The sequence below is a fragment of the uncultured Shewanella sp. genome (assembly GCF_947497935.1).
Taxonomy (GTDB): domain Bacteria; phylum Pseudomonadota; class Gammaproteobacteria; order Enterobacterales; family Shewanellaceae; genus Shewanella.
Genome location: NZ_CANMIO010000032.1, coordinates 1 through 19,691, shown reverse-complemented (window position 1 = coordinate 19,691; position 19,691 = coordinate 1). Strand labels below are relative to the sequence as shown.

The 19,691-nt window shown below is 45.5% G+C and carries 18 protein-coding genes and 1 tRNA gene; 5 read left to right on the top strand and 14 right to left on the bottom strand.

Features of this window, described 5'->3' with window-relative positions; translation table 11 throughout:
• Positions 1-46: 46 nt before the first annotated feature.
• From rodA to leuS, 8 genes are all read right to left on the bottom strand, one after another.
• A complete protein-coding gene (gene rodA, locus Q1A86_RS20315) occupies positions 47-1,153 on the bottom strand; it encodes a rod shape-determining protein RodA (RefSeq protein ID WP_299811055.1) in 1,107 nt (368 codons plus the stop codon).
• Positions 1,150-3,006 carry a penicillin-binding protein 2 gene (gene mrdA / locus Q1A86_RS20310; protein ID WP_299811052.1) on the bottom strand — a complete coding sequence of 619 codons (1,857 nt, stop codon included), beginning with the start codon at positions 3,004-3,006 and terminating at the stop codon, positions 1,150-1,152. The genes rodA and mrdA overlap by 4 nt, the downstream gene beginning before the upstream one ends.
• A gap of 84 nt (positions 3,007-3,090) precedes the next feature.
• Positions 3,091-3,561 (bottom strand): 23S rRNA (pseudouridine(1915)-N(3))-methyltransferase RlmH, encoded by a 471-nt coding sequence (rlmH, locus tag Q1A86_RS20305; protein ID WP_299811049.1) that lies wholly within the window; start codon positions 3,559-3,561, stop codon positions 3,091-3,093.
• Positions 3,561-3,890 (bottom strand): ribosome silencing factor, encoded by a 330-nt coding sequence (gene rsfS / locus Q1A86_RS20300; RefSeq protein ID WP_202721936.1) that lies wholly within the window; start codon positions 3,888-3,890, stop codon positions 3,561-3,563. Before rsfS ends, rlmH begins: the two co-directional genes overlap by 1 nt.
• Before the next feature lie 98 nt (positions 3,891-3,988).
• Complete coding sequence (nadD, locus tag Q1A86_RS20295; RefSeq protein WP_299811034.1) at positions 3,989-4,639, bottom strand: nicotinate-nucleotide adenylyltransferase; 651 nt, start codon at positions 4,637-4,639, stop codon at positions 3,989-3,991.
• 58 nt (positions 4,640-4,697) lie between these two features.
• Positions 4,698-5,729 carry a DNA polymerase III subunit delta gene (holA, locus tag Q1A86_RS20290; RefSeq protein ID WP_299811031.1) on the bottom strand — a complete coding sequence of 344 codons (1,032 nt, stop codon included), beginning with the start codon at positions 5,727-5,729 and terminating at the stop codon, positions 4,698-4,700.
• Positions 5,729-6,223, bottom strand: coding sequence for an LPS assembly lipoprotein LptE (gene lptE / locus Q1A86_RS20285; RefSeq protein WP_299811029.1), 495 nt, complete (start codon positions 6,221-6,223; stop codon positions 5,729-5,731). Before lptE ends, holA begins: the two co-directional genes overlap by 1 nt.
• A 32-nt stretch (positions 6,224-6,255) precedes the next feature.
• Positions 6,256-8,835, bottom strand: a complete 2,580-nt coding sequence (leuS, locus tag Q1A86_RS20280; protein WP_299811026.1) for a leucine--tRNA ligase — start codon at positions 8,833-8,835, stop codon at positions 6,256-6,258.
• Between the two features lie 120 nt (positions 8,836-8,955).
• Here leuS and Q1A86_RS20275 point away from each other — a divergent pair, with 120 nt between their 5' ends.
• Complete coding sequence (locus tag Q1A86_RS20275) at positions 8,956-9,456, top strand: zinc ribbon-containing protein (RefSeq protein WP_299811023.1); 501 nt, start codon at positions 8,956-8,958, stop codon at positions 9,454-9,456.
• 167 nt (positions 9,457-9,623) lie between these two features.
• Here Q1A86_RS20275 and lnt read toward each other — a convergent pair whose 3' ends face one another.
• From lnt to Q1A86_RS20245, 6 genes are all read right to left on the bottom strand, one after another.
• Positions 9,624-11,168, bottom strand: a complete 1,545-nt coding sequence (lnt, locus tag Q1A86_RS20270; RefSeq protein ID WP_299811020.1) for an apolipoprotein N-acyltransferase — start codon at positions 11,166-11,168, stop codon at positions 9,624-9,626.
• 39 nt (positions 11,169-11,207) lie between these two features.
• The gene (corC, locus tag Q1A86_RS20265; RefSeq protein ID WP_299811079.1) at positions 11,208-12,089 is read right to left on the bottom strand and encodes a CNNM family magnesium/cobalt transport protein CorC; all 882 of its coding nucleotides are present in this window, start codon (positions 12,087-12,089) and stop codon (positions 11,208-11,210) included.
• Positions 12,090-12,116: 27 nt separating this feature from the next.
• On the bottom strand, positions 12,117-12,587 hold the full coding sequence (gene ybeY / locus Q1A86_RS20260; RefSeq protein ID WP_220764699.1) for an rRNA maturation RNase YbeY: 471 nt from the start codon (positions 12,585-12,587) through the stop codon (positions 12,117-12,119).
• On the bottom strand, positions 12,580-13,620 hold the full coding sequence (locus Q1A86_RS20255) for a PhoH family protein (RefSeq protein WP_299811011.1): 1,041 nt from the start codon (positions 13,618-13,620) through the stop codon (positions 12,580-12,582). The genes ybeY and Q1A86_RS20255 overlap by 8 nt, the downstream gene beginning before the upstream one ends.
• A gap of 162 nt (positions 13,621-13,782) precedes the next feature.
• A complete protein-coding gene (gene miaB, locus Q1A86_RS20250; RefSeq protein WP_299811009.1) occupies positions 13,783-15,210 on the bottom strand; it encodes a tRNA (N6-isopentenyl adenosine(37)-C2)-methylthiotransferase MiaB in 1,428 nt (475 codons plus the stop codon).
• 95 nt (positions 15,211-15,305) lie between these two features.
• Entirely contained in the window at positions 15,306-15,620 is a 315-nt protein-coding gene (locus tag Q1A86_RS20245; RefSeq protein ID WP_299811003.1) for a hypothetical protein, read from the bottom strand.
• Positions 15,621-15,929: 309 nt separating this feature from the next.
• On the opposite strand from Q1A86_RS20245, the gene Q1A86_RS20240 reads away from it, so the two are divergent.
• From Q1A86_RS20240 to Q1A86_RS20225, 4 genes are all read left to right on the top strand, one after another.
• A complete protein-coding gene (locus tag Q1A86_RS20240; RefSeq protein WP_299810999.1) occupies positions 15,930-17,129 on the top strand; it encodes an FAD-dependent monooxygenase in 1,200 nt (399 codons plus the stop codon).
• Positions 17,130-17,392: 263 nt separating this feature from the next.
• Positions 17,393-17,977: an aminoacyl-tRNA hydrolase gene (gene pth / locus Q1A86_RS20235; RefSeq protein ID WP_041411592.1), complete on the top strand. Its 585-nt coding sequence runs from the start codon at positions 17,393-17,395 to the stop codon at positions 17,975-17,977.
• Between the two features lie 53 nt (positions 17,978-18,030).
• Entirely contained in the window at positions 18,031-19,122 is a 1,092-nt protein-coding gene (ychF, locus tag Q1A86_RS20230) for a redox-regulated ATPase YchF (RefSeq protein ID WP_299810995.1), read from the top strand.
• Between the two features lie 493 nt (positions 19,123-19,615).
• Positions 19,616-19,689 (top strand) — tRNA-Met (locus Q1A86_RS20225).
• The last annotated feature ends 2 nt before the right edge of the window (positions 19,690-19,691 follow it).

Genomic DNA, 19,691 nt, shown 5'->3' with positions numbered 1-19,691 from the left:
CCATAATGCTCTCGAGGATTAATAATCTAATGGCTTGAATTAGAAGCTATCTATCGATAAAGCGTCTATGGGTATGAATACTCATTAAGATGCCAAAACCTGTCATCAATGTCAGCATAGATGTACCACCATAACTGATTAATGGCAATGGCACACCCACTACAGGTAACAGGCCTGAAACCATGCCAATATTAACGAAAATATACACGAAGAAGGTTAAGGTAATACTACCGGCTAAGAGGCGGGCAAAGCTGGTTTGGGCTCGCGACGCAATAACCAAACCACGACCGATAACGTAGATATAGAGCGACAGTAGCAATAAAGCACCGATGAGACCGAATTCTTCACCAATCACGGCGAAAATAAAGTCGGTATGGCGTTCGGGTAAAAATTCTAGTTGTGATTGTGTACCTTGAAGCCATCCTTTGCCCCATAAACCACCTGAACCGATAGCAATTTTAGACTGAATAATATGGTAGCCAGCACCGAGTGGGTCTTTCTCTGGGTCGAGTAAGGTTAATACTCGTGTACGTTGATAATCGTGCATCAAGAAGAACCAGAGTACTGGGAGCATCGCAAGTACACTGCCGATAAATCCACCGACAATTCGCCAGCTCATGCCAGACAAAAACAGCACGAAGATCCCTGAGGCGGCAACGAGAATCGAAGTTCCGAGATCCGGTTGTTTAGCGATAAGTAGGGTCGGCACCAGTAAGATGACGCCAGCGCCCGCGAGGTAGCGTTTCTTTGGCGGCAAAGGGAACTTACTAATGTACCAAGCCATGGTGATAGGGAAGGCGAGTTTAATTAGCTCTGATGGTTGAAACTCCATAAAGCCTAAATTTAACCAGCGCTGTGCCCCTTTATTGATTTCACCAAAAAAGTGTACGCCAATTAGCAATACGATGCCGGTTAGATAGATGGGAAAAGCCCAGCGCCTTAGCATTTCAGGATTAATCTGTGCGACGGCAAACATCACCAATAGTGACAAGCCCATGCGAAATAGTTGGCGATCCATCAGGGCTAAGTCTTCACCACCGGCTGAATAGATCACAACAAGTCCAAAAGCCATCAGGGCTAAAAGGCCTAACAGTAGAGGTAAGTCTATGTGTAGACGCTGCCAGATGTTTGGTCGGTGATTGTGTGCGCTCATTTAGTCTTATTCCATGAATCTCTTAATAAATACTCGTCTAACAAGGCGCGAGCAACAGGGCCTGCGTTTACACCACCCCAGCCCGCGTTTTCAAGTACGACAGCGAGTACAATTTTGGGGTTTTCATAGGGGGCGTAGGCAATAATCAGCGCGTTATCTCGCAGACGTTCATCAATGTTATCTGCATCGTATTTAGCGTCTTGGGCAACACTAAATACCTGTGCCGTACCTGTCTTCATCGCAGCAGTATAACGAGCATCGGTGAAACGTGACTTATGTGCAGTATCGCGCATCGCTTCGTTGATGATTTTCCAGTTATTAGGATCCTTTAACTCGATGGGTGGCAACTCATCGGGGGGGGTATCAATTTTTGCAGTTTGATCTTGGATAGACTTTAAAAAGTGCGGCACAAAACGGCGGCCGTTGTTAGCCAAAATCGCGGTGGCATTGGCAAGCTGCAATGGTGTTGTCGTCCAATAGCCCTGACCAATACCTACAGAGATGGTATCACCTATATACCAAGGTTGGTTATAACGTAGTCGCTTCCAGTCCTTCGACGGCATAATACCGGCAGACTCTTCAAAAATATCGACGCCAGTACGCTCACCAAACCCAAAAGGTTGCATAAAGTTTGCGATAGAATCGACGCCAGTCTTATACGCTAAGTCATAAAAATAGGTGTCACACGAGCTAACAATCGCGCTATTAACATCGACCCAGCCATGGCCCCAGCGCTTCCAGTCACGGTACTTACGCTCAACGCCAGGGATCTGCCAAAAGCCTGGATCCCAAATCCGGGTCTTGCTGGTAACGGTTTTATTCTCTAACCCCAATAAAGCTAAGTGTGGCTTCACGGTAGAGGCTGGCGCATATTGCCCCTGAGTGGCACGGTTAATTAGCGGCTTAGACTTGGAGTTTAATAGCTCACTATAGGCTTTGCTGCTGATCCCGTGAACGAATAGATTCGGATCGTAGCTCGGGCTAGAAACCAGCGCTAAAATGCCCCCGTCACGCGGATCTATAGCAACAATAGAGCCGCGTCGACCGTTCAGTAACTCCATCGCTTTTTGCTGCAACTTTAAATCTAAGGTGAGATAGATATCTTGCCCTGGAGTTGGCGGTTCAGACTTTAAAATACGAATGGTACGGCCGCGGTTATTGACCTCTTCTTCTAGGTGCCCAGGCTTGCCAAGTAGCATACTTTCATAAAACTTTTCGATGCCTTGCTTGCCAATATCTTTAGTCGCGGCGTAGTTTGCCCAGAGATCATTGCGAATTAGCGAGTCTTGATCGCGGCTATTAATTTTACCCACATAGCCTAGGGCATGGGTCATCAACTCGTTATAAGGGTAGTGACGCTTTAGACCTGCTTCAACAGAGAACCCTGGAAAGCGGTGTTGGTTGACGCTGAATTCGGCAACTTGCTCTTCGGTGAGTTTGTTCTTTATTGTCAGAGGCTTAAATCGGCGATGATATTTGAGTGCATCGAGCACATTGGCCTTTTCATCTTCAGATAAACCAATTACCAAGCTTAATTCATCTAAAGTTTCGCTGACGTTTTTAACCTTTTCAGGCACCATTTCTAATGAGAAGAAAGGTTGGTTTTCGGCAAGCAGTTGCCCGTGTCGGTCGTAGATCAGACCACGGCTAGGTGCGACAGGTACCACACGGATCCGGTTGTCGTTAGAGCGGGTTTCATAGTCTTTAAAAGAGGTAATCTGCAGATTATAAAGGTTAACCAGCAGCAAGCTCAGCAGGACTATTACACTTAAGAAAGTAAACAGGGCTCGACTCTTAAACAGCGACGCCTCGGCCGCATGGTCGTTCATGGTTATGCGCTTTCTAGGGGACACTTACATTCTCTCCTGCTTAAAAAAGGGTGCCAAGCACATATGCCAGTCCTGTTAAGGTCAGTCTAACCAAATAGTGATTCGATATTATTCTCTATGGTAGGGATGATTATTGTTAATGCTCCAGCCACGATATAGGCTTTCGGCAACAATCACGCGTACCAAAGGGTGAGGTAGGGTTAAGGCTGATAGACACCAGCTTTGAGCTGCAGCTTTTTTACAATCCGGCGATAACCCTTCAGGACCACCGATCAGCAAGCTAACATCGCGGCCATCGAGTAGCCATTTGTTCATCTGCTCTGCTAGCTGAGGCGTTGTAAGGTTTTTACCGGGTAAGTCTAAGCTGACGATATGATTTCCTTTCGGGATCGCTGCCAACATTAACTCGCCCTCTTTTTGGAGGATGCGAGCTATATCGGCATTTTTACCGCGTTTGCCAGCGGGGATTTCAACTAATTCAAGCGCCATATCGCGAGGGAAGCGGCGCTGGTATTCTTTAAAACCTGTTTCGACCCAATCTGGCATGCGGGTTCCAACTGCGACTAACTGAATCTTCATTACTCAGGCTTTTCTGACCAAAGTTTTTCAAGCTGGTAGAAATCGCGAGTCTGATCTTGCATAACGTGCATGATGACGTCACCTAGGTCTACTAAAACCCATTCACTGCTTTCACGGCCTTCGACACCTAGAATCGTGATGCCGGCACGCTTAGATTCAACCACTAGATTTTCAGCGATTGCTTTTACGTGTGTTTTTGAGTTACCTGTACATACAACCATAAAGTCGGCGATGTTAGATTTCTCTGATACGTCCATTACAACGATATCTTTTGCTTTAAGGTCTTCAACCTTATCGATTACAAATTGCTTTAACTCTGCGCTTTCCACGCTGGTACCCCATTAATTTTAAGACAGCGCGATAGTATAGCAGTATTTCAAATCCAGATTAATAGCTATTGGCATAAATATCTGGGTTTGGTTAGGCTTTAATCTGTTTTCGTTGAGGAGTCGCCTCGATAAAGACGATTGTGTTGAATGTACTCTTGAATTGAAGCAGGGAGTGCGGCAGTTGGCATGATGCCTAGCATCAGTTGCTGTCGTACCTCAGTCGATGAGATATCTTGTTGTGTGATATCAACCATGAAAATCTTACCCGACTTTGCCGATAAGGGAGTGGTGACATCATGAAGCCGTGGCGTTAAGATGTTTTGCATGGGATCCTTGTCGTCAAGCTGCCAGCCCGGACGCTTACAGACTACGAGATGACACAAGTCAAACAGTTGTTGCCACTCATGCCAACGAGTGAAGCTTAAAAATGAGTCCATACCCATGATGAAGTAAAATTCATGCTGAGGATAAATTTTTGTAAGCTGAGTTAATGTCATTGCGCTATAGGAGGGAGTGTCCCGCTTAGCCTCTATATCGCACACTTTGAAGCCACAGTGCTCATTGGCAATAAGTTCTGCCATAGCGAGCCTGGCTTGGCTAGAAACGTGAGTGCCTTGCTTATGGGGCGGGATGTGGTTTGGCATTAACCAAACCTCATCTAAATTGAGTTGCTGCTTTATCTCTTGAGCCGGTCGGATATGGCCAAAGTGGATCGGGTCGAAGGTACCGCCTAAAATGCCTATTTTCATGCTAAGGCCTTTTGCTTAATATCGAGACTAATTTTTATCATTAATCTAATTCTTATTATCAATCTAGGGCGATATGAGCCAGCTTGTTATGGGCCTTGGCATCGAACAATAAGCTGATATGGCTGAGCCCTGTCCAATCTTCTATTCCTTGCTGCTTTAGCTTTAGCTCGATAGCAGAGGTTCCGGCAAGTAAGGTTTCAATATGAGTGAGCTCTAGGCGGTTCAAGGCATTTTGGTAGATAGATTTTCGCTTATCCCAAACACGTAATTTTCCCCAAAGACCTTGTAGAGACTCACGCTTGTCTTGTGCGGTTTTAAGTTGCAACAGCACCGCCAGTTCTTTAAATAACGACCATAGAATAATTGGCATGGCAACGCCTTCGCTTTTTAGCTGCGACAGAATGTGCTGGGCTTTATCTTGTTGGTTGTTGAGCATGGCATCGGTGAGTTGAAACACACTGAAACGTGATTGATCTTCGAAGTACTGGCTTAACTGGTCGCAATCGATTGGCGCTGTCGGGCTCAATAGTTGCAATAACTGCAGCGACTGATCGGCAGCGAGTAAGTTGCCTTCGTAAAGTGCAAACAGCATTTCACGGGGATCCCTTGCTAGGGATAAGCCATAGTGATTGATACGGCCGTCTAACCAGCGCTGAAATTGTGCACCTTCTGGCGTTGCACAAGGCACGTATATGCCTTTAGCATCCAAGCTCTTAAACCATTTACTCTTGGTTTGCTCCGCCGCAAGTTTTGGACCGGTTAAGATTAATAACACATCAGGATTATCCATCTGCATTAGTGACTGCAGCATAGTACTGCCTTCGGTGCCGGGTTTTGCTTGTGGTAGGGTGAGTTCGATAATGCGACGGCTCGAAAACAAGCTCATCGCTTGCCACTGCTCGAACAGTTCATTCCAACTAAAACCGGTTTCTTGGGTCAGTTGGATCTTTTCTTCAAAACCTTGGCGCTTGGCTTCAGCGTGAAGGGCGGCGCGGCTCTGCTCACACAACCAAGGATCGTCACCAAAAATAAGGCAACATTGAGGCAGTGGAGAAAGCTGACGCGCTAACTGATCTGGATAGATCCGCATCAATTAACCTCAGTCGCGGCCAATGTCTGAATAATACGGTCGGCTGCTTGAATGCGCATCTCTTTTAGCAATAGTTCCATTTCTCGGCTTTTTGCTAATGCGGTGCGGGGATCATCGAGGTAATCACGGTGAATCGCGACATCGAAACGTTGTGACTCATCGCCTGGCAATTGCACAGAAAACGTTACTTGATAGATAAGTTCGTATTCGGCCACGTTGCCCGTTGGATAGATAGACAGTGTTGAACGATCTAACGAGTCATTAATGATCCGCAGAGCTGGAAGATCGTCTGCTGGTGCAACGACTGCAATGCGGTTCAAGCGTAATCGCTCACGCACTAGGCGTGTCAGTTCGCTGTATTCGTCTTGGCTGCTAAGACTTAAGGTTTGTAGCTGCTCTGGAATAGAATAGCTACCCTGAAGTCTAAAGCCGCAACCGGCACTGAGCAAAACGCTCAGTGCCAAGGTTGCCAAAAGTATGCGTTTAATTAGCATAAGCTTTGTTTAGTCTTCCTTGTTTACGAAGATTAGTTAGCTACGATATTGAGCAGCTTGCCCGGTACGTAGATAACCTTGCGAACGGTTTTGCCTTCGGTGTGCTTAACCACACCTTCTTCGGCCATACCCGCAGCTTCAACTTCTTCTTTGCTTGCATCTGCTGCAACGGTAATTTTTGCGCGCAGTTTACCGTTAACCTGAACGATGATTAGTTTGCTATCTTCAACCAGAGCAGACTCGTCAACTTCTGGCCAAAGTACTTCTTCAATCGCACCTTGGTTACCAAGCTCGTTCCACAGTACAAAACTTGTGTGTGGAATGATTGGGTAAAGTAGACGAATAACAGCGTTTAATGCTTCTTGCATTAGTGCTTTGTCTTGTTCAGTTTCTGATGGTGCCTTCTGTAGACGGTTCATCAGTTCCATAATAGATGCGATAGCGGTGTTGAACATCTGACGACGTTCGATATCATCACCCACTTTTGCAATCGTCTTATGCAGTTCACGACGTAGTTCTTTTTGCGCTGCGTTAAGTGACTTAACATCAAGCTCAGCAGTTGGGCCGTTAGCAATATGGTCGTGTGCAGTTTTCCACAAACGCTTAATAAAGCGATGCGCACCTTCAACACTCGACTCTTGCCATTCAAGAGTTAGCTCTGGTGGCGCTGCGAACATCATAAATAGACGAACGGTATCGGCGCCGTACTTATCAACCATCTCTTGTGGATCGATACCGTTGTTCTTAGACTTAGACATCTTGCTCATACCGGTGTAAACCAGTTCATGACCTTCGCTGTCTACGGCTTTAACCGTACGGCCTTTGTCGTCAGTTTCTTGTACTGTTACATCTGATGGTGCAACCCAAACGCGAGCACCTTTCTCATTGTTATAGTAGTAAGCATCAGCCAGTACCATACCTTGAGTCAGTAGACGCTTAGCTGGCTCGTTAGAGTTCACTAGGCCAGTGTCACGCAGTAACTTGTGGAAGAAACGGAAGTACAATAGGTGCATACAAGCATGCTCGATACCACCAATGTATTGATCGACTGGCAACCAGTAGTTGGCTTTAGCTGGATCAAGCATTTCATCAGCATGCGGGCTACAGTAACGTGCGTAATACCAAGATGATTCCATAAAGGTATCGAAGGTATCTGTTTCGCGGAATGCTTCTTGGCCGTTAACTGTGGTCTTAGCCCACTCTTTATCTGATTTGATTGGGCTTTGGATACCATCCATAACCACATCTTCAGGCAAAATAACTGGTAGTTGATCTTCTGGTGTTGGCATCACAGTGCCATCAGCCAAAGTCACCATTGGGATAGGTGCACCCCAGTATCGTTGACGTGAAACGCCCCAGTCACGTAAACGGAAGTTCACTTGGCGCTTCCCTTTGCCTTCGGCAGTTAGCTTGGCATCAATTGCATCAAATGCAGCTTGGAAGTCTAGTCCATCAAACTCTGCAGAGTTAAACAGTACACCTTTGTCTGTGTATGCTTCTTCGCTAATATCTACTTCGCCGTCAGCTGGTTTAACAACGGCTTCGATGTTTAGGCCGTACTTTTTAGCAAACTCATAGTCACGTTGATCGTGAGCTGGAACCGACATTACTGCGCCAGTACCGTAGTTCATCAGTACGAAGTTACCTACCCAGATTGGCACTTCTTTGCCAGTGATCGGGTGGATAGCATTAAGACCTGTAGCGACACCTTTCTTTTCCATTGCAGCCATAGCTGCTTCAGTGGTGTCAGCGTTTTTACATTCTTCAATAAACTCAACTAAGGCTGGGTTATTGATAGCCGCTTGCTCAGCTAATGGGTGAGCTGCCGCAATAGCAACATAAGTGACGCCCATTACCGTGTCTGGACGAGTGGTGTAGATATCAAAGCTCTGGTCGCTATCTGCAACCTGGAACGTCATTTCAATACCTTCACTACGACCAATCCAGTTACGCTGCATGGTCTTAACTTGCTCAGGCCACTCTTCTAACGTATCGATGTCGTTAAGTAGCTCTTCTGCGTACTCGGTGATCTTGATGAACCACTGCGGGATCTCTTTTTGCTCAACAGTGGTATCACAGCGCCAGCAGCAACCGTCGATAACCTGCTCGTTTGCAAGTACGGTTTCATCGTTTGGACACCAGTTAACTGAAGAGGTCTTCTTGTACACTAGGCCTTTTTCATAAAGCTTAGTGAAGAACCACTGTTCCCAGCGGTAGTATTCAGGTGTACAAGTGGCGATTTCACGTGACCAGTCATAGCCAAAACCTAGCATTTTTAGCTGGTTCTTCATGTAATCGATATTTTCGTAAGTCCAAGGTGCAGGTGCAGTGTTGTTTTTGATAGCCGCGTTTTCTGCTGGAAGACCGAAAGAGTCCCAACCGATAGGTTGAAGCACGTTTTTACCTTGCAGACGTTGGTAACGAGACACAACATCGCCTATGGTGTAGTTACGTACGTGACCCATGTGCAGTCGGCCCGATGGATACGGGAACATAGAAAGGCAATAGAACTTTTCTTTGTTTTCGTCTTCGGTGACTTCAAATGTTTTTGTGTCTTGCCAGTGCTGCTGCACTTTAGCTTCAATTTCTGAAGGAGTATATTGCTCTTGCATCAATCTATTTCCGGCTATGCCGCCCATTGTTTGATCTAGCGCTATTTCAGCGCGAGTTATATCGGCATAGAATAAACTAGAAGTGAGTCATTAAAAAGGTTCGTTGAAGGAGTATTTACCATGAGTGAACAAAGTACCGCGCTACTTTCGCTTTATGAAGCACTAATTGAGCATATAAAATCTCAATATAAAGATGATAACTCATTGACTGTAAAGAGTTTGTACAAGCAGGTGCAGGTGAGTAAACAATACTTGGCATTAAAGCAACACGCAAAGGAAGAAGAGTTGGCTTTAGTGGAACAATTTTTAAAACGTGACATAGCGAGTTTCTTGCAGGAGCAAAATGCCACCGATCTGAGCCATAGTCCGACCGTTATCACCGTAGAGAACACCTTATGGCACTGGTTGAGTGAAATAACCGATCGCAGTCAAGTAGAATGGCATGAGGTGGCACAGGACTTTAAGCACCACGGGTATTATGAGAGTGGTGAGATTGTTGGCCAAGGTACTATGGTGTGCACGGCCTGCGGTCATGAGTCGAAAATCGAGTTCCCAGGTGTACTTTCAGACTGCACCGAGTGCGATAACAATGAGTTTACTCGCGAAGCATTGGCGCCATAGTATCAAAATCAGTGTTAACATCAGTATCATTAGTTGTTTACTCTTGGGGCTTAACATTAGCCTCAAGCTGAGATAAATCAGCTAACAGCCACCTCGTGCTTTTTACTCTCATGCATGGTGGCTGTAGCTTATCGATACATTCACTGATTGATATTAGTTGCTGCTCATCACTGAAATTTCTTCCTAATTACAGCACCTAGGGCGATTAAAAAGCTCAAGATCAGTACCGGCCACTGACCAATAGTGGTGAACAGTGTGTGCCCCTTCATCAGTTGGATATCAGCAACTAGGACTCCGGCTTCAAACTGCGGCAGTTGCTGCGTAATATTACCTTTCTCATCGACCACGGCTGTCACGCCGTTATTGGTTGCGCGTACTAGCGGTCGCCCGAGTTCTACCGAGCGCATCTGGGCAATCTCCATATGCTGTAGAGGCCCGTTTGAGGTGCCAAACCAAGCGTCATTCGAGACCGTTAGCAGCAGATCGGTATTGTCGTTCATATTGGCGCGAAGTTGCTCTGGGAAAGCGATTTCGTAGCAGATAGCAGGTGAGATCTGATGGCCCACCGCATTGAGATTTGGCTGGGTAAAGTCGCCGCGGTTGAATGAAGACATTGGCAGATTGAAAAACGGTGCTAATGGCCGCAGCAAAGATTCAAAAGGTACAAATTCCCCGATAGGCAATAGATGGTGTTTCTTAAACTCATTACTGCCGTCACCGAGGTAATCTGGTTCTGATTGTTGCTTATGGTTGTAATTGCCTAGCACGATGAGTGAGTTATAGAATTCACTGTTTTGGTAGCCAATAATGCCAGTAATGATTGCTGTATTGTTTAAATTGGCGACTTTATTGGCGTTATAAAGAAATGACTGCACATTGTCATCAACATCGGGAGCTGGAATTGCTGCTTCAGGCCAAATAATCAAGTCGCTATTTAGCAGTTCTGGTCGCGATAGGTCCATATATTTAAGCATGGTTGGCCAAAGCGCATCGGGCTGCCATTTCATGCTTTGAGGAATATTGCCCTGAACTAATGCAACTTTGATGGTTTCACCATTAGGTGTCACTTCTGAGGTCATAGGGGCGACAAAGGTCAGTGCGGTAAATATAGGTACCGCAATGGCGAAGCTCTGCCAGCGTTTAACGGCTAATAGCGCGATGGCTCCCGCTAACAAGGCAACAATAAAGCTTAGGCCTAAGGTACCAAACATGGAGGCGATAGGCTTAAGGGGGCCCTCTGTTTGACTATAACCTGCCCATAGCCAAGGAAAGCCTGTTAATACCCAGCCTCGTGCCCATTCGGTAAGGGTCCAAAGTGCAGGAAATACCAGTAAGTTACGTAGCAGGGACGTCTTCGGTGCAAGCTTTTGCATTAAACACCCCGCAACAGCAGGGTAAAGCGCGAGATACAATGCAAGCAGTGCCATTAAGGCGATTGAGGCGATAAGAGGCATGCCGCCATAGACATCCATGCTGACGTGCACCCAGCTGATCCCGACAGAGAAACAGCCAAAGCCAAAGCTGAGCCAGTATTTAAAAGCTTGTTTAGGTGTTAAATCAGAACTCTGGTGGAGAACAAAGGCCAGCGCAATAAGATAAAGCGGCCAAATAGAATAGGGGGCGAAGGAGAGCGCCGTAATGGCGCCGGCCGTATAGGCCAGCACCAGTTTCGAACGCGGATGATGGGCTAATGCCCGAAATTTATTCAGCATACAGCCTCATCATTGGGTCGTGATAACGTAAGTTAGTTGCTAAGCAACAGTCTCATCATTAGATTGATTGTTATCAGGGAACTTAACTCTAAGTTGGATTAAGCGACGAGTATCGGCGTTAACCACTTTAAACTCGATATCTTGGATCATGACCTTTTCGTCACGTTCTGGTAGGTGGCCAAATGCATGGGAAACCATACCACCAACGGTATCGAATTCTTCATCACTAAACTCGGTACCGAATGCTTCATTGAAGTCATCGATTGGAGTGAGTGCTTTCACCATGAATACTTGCTTACTGACTTGCTTGATTTCAGTCTCTTCTGCAGAGTCATGGTCAAACTCATCTTCGATATCACCTACGATCTCTTCGAGAATATCCTCAATTGTCACTAGGCCCGACACTCCACCGTACTCATCGACAACAATCGCCATATGGTAACGCTGAGAGCGGAACTCTTTTAGTAACACATCAACACGCTTACTCTCAGGAACAACGACAGCTGGACGGATTACTTGACGTAATTCGAACGGTTTTTCGTTGTTTTTAAAGCCATACTGAAGCAAGTCTTTCGCAAGCAAAATGCCTTCGATATGATCTTTGTCTTCATTGACTACTGGAAAACGAGAGTGTGCTGAACCGATCACGGTAGAAAGCACTTCTTCTACTGTGTCATCAATCTGGATTGCGACAATCTGCGCACGTGGGATCATAATATCCCGTACACGAAGATCGGACACTTCTAGAACACCTTTGATCATTTCACGGGTGTCTTCGCTGATCACTTCGCGTAGCTCTGCATCACGAATTACGTCAACCAAGTCTTCGCGATTTTGTGGTTCGCCCTGGAACAACTGACTTACTTTCTCTAACCAGCCCTTCTTGTGGGCGTTAGTACTCGGTGGGATATCGTCACTCATAGTGTTTTCTTGACTCTTTTGAGCCAATTATTGCTCCTTATAAGGATTAGTATAACCAAGGTTTTCAATTAGTTGAGTCTCTAGTGACTCCATCTCTTCGGCCTCGGAATCGTCAATATGATCATACCCTAGCAGATGGAGACAACCATGTACAACCATGTGTGCCCAATGTGCGAGTAGGGGTTTATTTTGATCAATTGCTTCTTGCTTAACAACCTCAGCACAAATCACTAAATCGCCTAGTAGCGGTAGCTCAATGCCCGGTGGTGCTTCAAACGGGAAAGACAAAACATTGGTAGGTTTGTCTTTGCCACGGTAAGTCTTGTTTAATTCTTGGCTTTCTTCAACGTCGACAATACGAATCGTTAATTCTGCCTCACTCATAGTATCTCTGAGTGCGGTTTTTACCCAAAGTTCAAGTTCTGCTTGCGACGGCAGCTCAAATCCTTCAACGGCAACTTGTACATCAAGATCGATAACCATCTGACTATCACTCATGGGTGGCTGTTTCCTGTAATTGGTATTGGCTATCTTTATTGCCTTTACTCGATTGCGCTTTTAACTCGAACGCTTCATAAGCCTCGACGATGCGTGCCACAACGGGGTGACGTACCACATCTTTTGCTTGGAAGAAGTTAAAACTAATTTCATCCACTTCTCCTAATACTTCAATTGAATGGCGTAGGCCAGACTTTTGATGCTTAGGTAAGTCTATCTGGGTAATATCCCCTGTGATCACCGCGCGAGAATTGAAGCCAATACGGGTCAGGAACATCTTCATCTGCTCAACGGTGGTATTTTGGCTCTCATCGAGAATGATAAAGGCATCATTTAACGTTCGGCCGCGCATATAAGCAAGCGGCGCGACTTCAATAACATTGCGCTCAATTAAACGCTCAACCTTTTCAAAACCCATCATCTCAAACAGTGCATCATAAAGCGGGCGTAAGTAAGGATCGACTTTCTGGCTTAAGTCGCCAGGTAGAAAACCGAGCTTCTCACCGGCTTCAACCGCTGGGCGTGTAAGCAAGATACGGCGCACTTCTTGGCGCTCTAACGCATCGACTGCAGCGGCTACCGCAAGGTAAGTTTTACCTGTACCTGCTGGACCAATACCAAAGGTAATATCGTGAGTGACGATATTACGTACATAATCACTTTGATTCGGATTACGCGGTTTAATTACGCCACGCTTAGTCTTAATGTATAACTCGCTCTCATCACGAGGTGCTTCCATATCCAGTGCTATCGCCTCTTGGATGGCGATATGAACGGCATCAGGCTCAAGATCCGGTGTGCTGCCTTTAAGCGGCTGAGTCTCGATATAGAGATCTTTTAACAGATTATTGGCTGTCAAACAGTTTCGCGGCGTACCGACAATTTGAAAGTGATTATTTCGGTAGCTGATCTCAACGCCAATACGGCGCTCTAACTGCTTGATATTGTCATCAAACGGGCCACAAAGCGAAGCGAGTCTACGTGTTTCTGCTGGCTCTAAATACAGGTTGAGCGTGGTTAACTTGTTTGACAAAAAATCACTCCATTAATCTAGGTCTGGTTATACGCTAATAGTGCTAGTTTACGAGCCATATTCAATAATTGCGAATGCTATTTTCTATCTGTTACTAAGAAGAAAAAAGCGGCATCTCAGGATGCCGCCTTTAGCGTGTTTAATCTCAGTGGTATTTTCGGCTTAAGCTGGCTTAAACTGAGTCACACCTAGGTCATCATCTTGCTTATATTTAGCCATGATGTCCGATGGGCGCAGGTCGCGACGCAGATCCATTTCATTTTCGCCGCGAATAAATACGCCGCGTAGAGAATTGGTATATACGTCAACAATCTCAACATCAACAAACTTACCGATATGCTCATGCAAGCCTTCAAAGTTAACCACACGGCTGTTTTCAGTGCGGCCGCGAAGTTCCATTGGGTTCTTAACTGATGGACCTTCAACTAAGATGCGCTGAACAGTACCGACCATTTGACGGCTATAGCGCATGGCTTGTTGAGTGATACGGTCTTGTAAGATAGCAAGACGCTCTTTTTTCTCATCTAGACTAACGTCATCAGGAAGATCCGCGGCTGGGGTACCTGGACGTGCGCTATAGATAAAGCTAAAGCTATGGTCAAACTGGATGTCTTCAATCAACTTCATGGTGTCAGCAAAGTCTTGCTTAGACTCACCAGGAAAACCGATGATGAAGTCAGAGCTGATTAGGATATCAGGACGAGCTTTACGTAAACGGCGAATAATCGACTTGTATTCGATTGCCATGTGTCCACGTTTCATCTGTGTCAGGATCAAGTCTGAACCTGATTGCACTGGCAAGTGCAAGAAGCTCACTAGTTCTGGGGTGTCTTCATACACATCAATGATGTCTTGTGTGAATTCAATTGGGTGGCTGGTGGTAAAGCGTAAACGGTCGATACCATCGATAGCCGCCACGTAACGTAAAAGTTCTGCAAAGGTACAGATTTCATCGTCGTGGGTTGCACCACGATAAGCGTTTACGTTTTGGCCAAGTAAGTTAACTTCACGTACGCCTTGCTCTGCTAGCTGGGCGATTTCAAGGATCACATCGTCTAATGGACGGCTAACTTCTTCACCACGAGTGTAAGGCACTACGCAGAAAGAGCAGTATTTGCTACAGCCTTCCATAATCGATACGAAAGCACTCGGGCCTTCGGCACGAGGTTCTGGAAGACGGTCAAACTTCTCCACTTCAGGGAAGCTCACGTCGATAACGGCTTTCTTACCGTCTTTGATCTGGTCGATCATTTCAGGCAAACGATGCAAGGTCTGCGGACCAAAAATAAGATCGACGCACTGAGCACGTTCTTTAATTGCCTTACCTTCTTGTGAGGCAACGCAACCACCAACGCCGATAATCAGCCCTGGTTTTTTATCTTTTAATGTTTTCCAGCGCCCTAGCTGATGAAACACTTTCTCCTGTGCTTTCTCACGAATCGAGCAGGTATTTAAAAGCAGCACGTCAGCTTCTTCAGCATTGTCTGTTAATGTGTAACCTTCGTATTCATCAAGAAGATCAGCCATCTTAGATGAGTCATACTCATTCATTTGACAGCCCCAAGTTTTAATATGGAGTTTTTTACTCATCAATCTGTATCACTCTAGAAGCACCGAAAAAATAGCGCGACATTTTAACGCCTAAGTTAGCCTGTGGCTAGCATTTAGCCGCTATTAAAGTGAAATTATTCGGCAGACTTTACTCTGTTGCTTGTCAATATGCCTTCAGCTGGCTTCAGTGCTGTGGTGACAGTGTCGGTGATAATGCCATGTGACTTAGCCATTTGCATGCTAGTCATTCTGGCTTGCAGCTGAATTTCCATTCTAATTTGCTGATTGAAGGCCAGCAGAGTCTCTGTCGTATATTGATACACTGCATACTCAATCGGGGTTCGGTAAGTGACAGTGATGTGTTCCATCTGGTCGTCGTTACTATTGGCGTAGCTTATCGATGGCATTATTAACGCTGCTGATAGTACGGCGAAGGCAATTGTCTTCATAATATCCTCACTCATTTCTCTATGTTTGTTTCATTAGATAGCTTGAGTGTATGGCAAGGTTTATAGCTCAGCTTTGCGGTTTGTAAGCAGGTGTGAGGAAAACCAAGTTTAGACACATTTGCACACGTTAGAGTGAGATATGACATCAAACGACATATTTAGCTGAGTTTGGTTTACAAACTTAACCAAGGGATATGCCGCTTCGCTTCAAATAGTACAAACTTTCTTAGATAAAGCCTCCAATCACGTTGCTCTTTAGGTGTAAACTCACAAACAATAGTGATTCCAGTTGTCAGGAGACAGGTAGCAGTGGAACAGACAAATAGTAAATCGAGTCTATATGATGCGGTGGTTGTCGGTGGCGGTATGGTCGGCGCTGCGACAGCGATAGGTCTTGGGCAGCTTGGATTAAAGGTTGCGGTAATCGAAGCGTTTGCTCCAAAGGCTTATGACAGTGAACAGCCACTGGATCTACGTGTATCCGCTATCAGCGCCGCTTCGGAAGCGCTGCTTGAGCGCCTTGGCGCTTTGGCTGGGCTCGATTCGATGCGTAAAGTCGCTTATAAAGGCTTGGAAACATGGGAGATGGATGGCTGTATCACTCGTTTTCATAGCGACCAGATCGGCACCTCTCATTTAGGTCATATCGTTGAGAACCGTCTGATCCAACTTTCGCTGTGGCAGCGTCTGCAGCAACTAGAGAATGTCAGCTTATTCTGCCCGGTTAAGATTTCAGATATGTCTCGCAACCCTCTTCAGGATTTCATTGAAGTACAGCTTGATAATGGCGATGCATTACAGGCTCGCTTATTAATTGGTGCCGATGGCGCGAACTCTATGGTACGTCAGTGGGCTAATATCGGTATCACAGGTTGGGACTATGCTCAGTCAGCTATGCTGATTAATATTGAAACCGCCTGTGAAGAGCAAGATGTCACCTGGCAACAGTTTACACCAAGCGGGCCTCGCTCATTATTGCCATTACCGGGTAACAATGCCTCATTAGTCTGGTATGACGACGCCAACAGAATTGCTCAACTGAGCCAACTTAACAACTCAGCATTAAAGGCGCAGATAGATCAATATTTTCCAGAGCGTTTAGACAGACATTTCAGCGTTGTCGATAAGGCAAGCTTCAAGTTGACTCGACGACATGCGCAGACCTATTACCGGGATAACTTGGTGATCTTAGGTGATGCAGCCCATACAATTAATCCACTCGCAGGCCAGGGGGTTAACTTAGGGTTTAAGGATGTCGATGCTTTGATTAATACCATAGCAGGGCATATTGAGGATACAAACGGCTGGTGGAAGGCTCAAGTGTTAGCTGAGTATCAGCGAAGCCGATACCGTGATAATCAGTTGATGATGTCGACTATGGATTTGTTTTACGCAAGTTTCAGTAATGACATTCTGCCACTTAAGCTTCTGCGAAATAGTGCACTAAAACTTGCCAACATCGACAGTCCAATTAAAAAGCAGGTACTTAAGTACGCAATGGGCTTTTAGTTGATCTTGATTGTGAGATAAAAAACCGAGTGCCAAACACTCGGTTTTTTTATCGCGGTTAGCCGAGAATCAACTCTATTCATCGGATAGCGATATTAAACAGAGCCCTGCTCGATAGCTTGAGTAGCACATTAAAATAATGGAAATTTGCGTATAATTTGTTGGCAGGCTATTTGAGTGCTAAAATGTCGCGTTTTTAATTTTGCTGCTGAGGGGTTAACTCGGCGACAAAACGTAAATTAGGCAATAACAGACTGGGTACTATGAGCAATATAAAACTGATTGTTGGGCTTGCAAACCCCGGCGCACAGTATGAACGGACTCGCCATAATGCAGGTGCGTGGTACGTTGAGGAACTCGCTAGAGTCTGTGGTGCCACTTTAACATTGGACAGTAAATACTTCGGCATGACGGCGAGAGTGACGCTGCATGGTAAAGATGTACGTCTATTAATACCGACGACCTTTATGAATTTAAGCGGTAAGTCGGTAGGGGCGTTAGCGAACTTTTTTCGCATCGCACCGGAAGAAATATTAGTCGCACACGATGAGCTAGATATGCCACCGGGTGTTGCAAAGTTTAAGTTGGGCGGTGGTCACGGTGGTCATAATGGTCTTAAAGATATCATTGCAAAACTTGCTAATGATAAAGGCTTCTACCGATTACGCATTGGCATAGGTCATCCTGGTGATAAGAGTCAGGTGAGCAATTATGTGCTAAGTAAGGCCTCACCAACGGATCAAGAGCTGATGGACGCTGCGATTGATGAAGCGGTACGTTCGACAGAAGTCTTGTTCAACCAAGATATGGCAAAGGCGATGCATAGACTGCATTCTTTTAAAGCATAAACAAGTGCTTGGAGCAAAGCTTCAAGTCATTCATTGATATTAAAGGTAACAATATGGGTTTCAAATGTGGCATCGTAGGCCTGCCAAACGTTGGTAAATCAACACTTTTCAACGCACTAACTAAAGCTGGTATCGAAGCGTCAAACTTCCCGTTCTGTACAATTGAACCTAACACAGGCGTTGTTCCTGTACCGGATCCACGTTTAGACGCATTGGCTGAAATCGTAAAGCCTGAGCGTATATTGGCTACAACGATGGAGTTCGTTGATATCGCAGGTCTAGTTGCTGGTGCATCTAAAGGTGAAGGTCTAGGTAACAAGTTCCTAGCTAACATCCGTGAAACTGATGCGATTGGTCATGTTGTTCGTTGTTTCGAAGATGACAACATTGTTCACGTTGCTAATAAAGTGGATCCTGCAAGTGATATCGAAGTGATTAACACTGAACTAGCGCTAGCAGACCTTGATTCATGTGAGCGTGCTATTACACGTCAAGCTAAACGCGCTAAAGGCGGCGATGCTGAAGCTAAGTTTGAAGTGGCCGTACTTGAAAAAATGCGTCCAGTATTAGACGAAGGCAAAATGCTTCGCTCTATGGAGCTTACTAAAGAAGAGCTAGCAGCGATTGGCTACTTAAACTTCCTAACACTTAAGCCAACAATGTACATTGCTAACGTGGCTGAAGATGGGTTTGAGAATAATCCACATTTAGATACTGTTAAAGCACTTGCTGCTGAAGAAAATGCAGTTGTTGTTGCTGTGTGCGCTGCTATTGAGTCTGAGCTTGCAGAAATGGACGCTGAAGACCGTGAAGAGTTCATGGCAGATTTAGGTCTAGAAGAGCCTGGTCTTGATCGCGTTATTCGCGCAGGTTACGACTTGTTGAGCCTACAAACTTACTTTACTGCTGGTGTAAAAGAAGTGCGTGCTTGGACTGTAAGAATTGGCGCTAGCGCTCCACAGGCTGCTGGTGTTATTCATACTGATTTTGAACGTGGTTTTATCCGCGCTCAAGTTATGGCTTACGATGACTTCATTACTTATAAAGGTGAAGCTGGCGCGAAAGAGGCGGGTAAGTTACGCGTAGAAGGTAAGACCTATACCGTAAAAGATGGCGATGTAATGCATTTCCTATTTAACGTATAAGCTTAACGGTGCGTTAATAACAAACGGCGACTTATTATAGTCGCCGTTTTTGTATCTAAGATTTGCCCGCCTATGATAACTGCTTAGGCGAACATTACTTGCTTGGGTGACGTAGGTAACTTGATAAGAGTCGATAACTTGGCTGGTGTGGTTACTTTAGCTGAAATATAGAAGTATATAAGCTAAGTTTGTATCGGGTTGTGATATAAAGTCCTCGATATAAAACTGCTGTTTGGGTCGATAAAAGTGTAGCAGAGCAATCTAACCCAGTTGGCTTGGCAAATAAAATTCACTGTCTTGGGTATGTTTGTGATTAAAGAACGCTAAGTTTCGTATATAAAAGCGACTTTTTTGGGCGTCTGTTGCTCAGTTTGGTGAACTTATCGCCGAACAATGCTGTTTCGTTAAGTTTGCAGAAAAAAGCAGTTGACCTGATTAACCCGAATAAGCATAATACGCCCCGTTCCCCAGACAGGGGGCTGTAAAGAAAGATGGCAATGTAGCTCAGCTGGTTAGAGCACAGCACTCATAATGCTGGGGTCGCAGGTTCAAGTCCCGCCATTGCTACC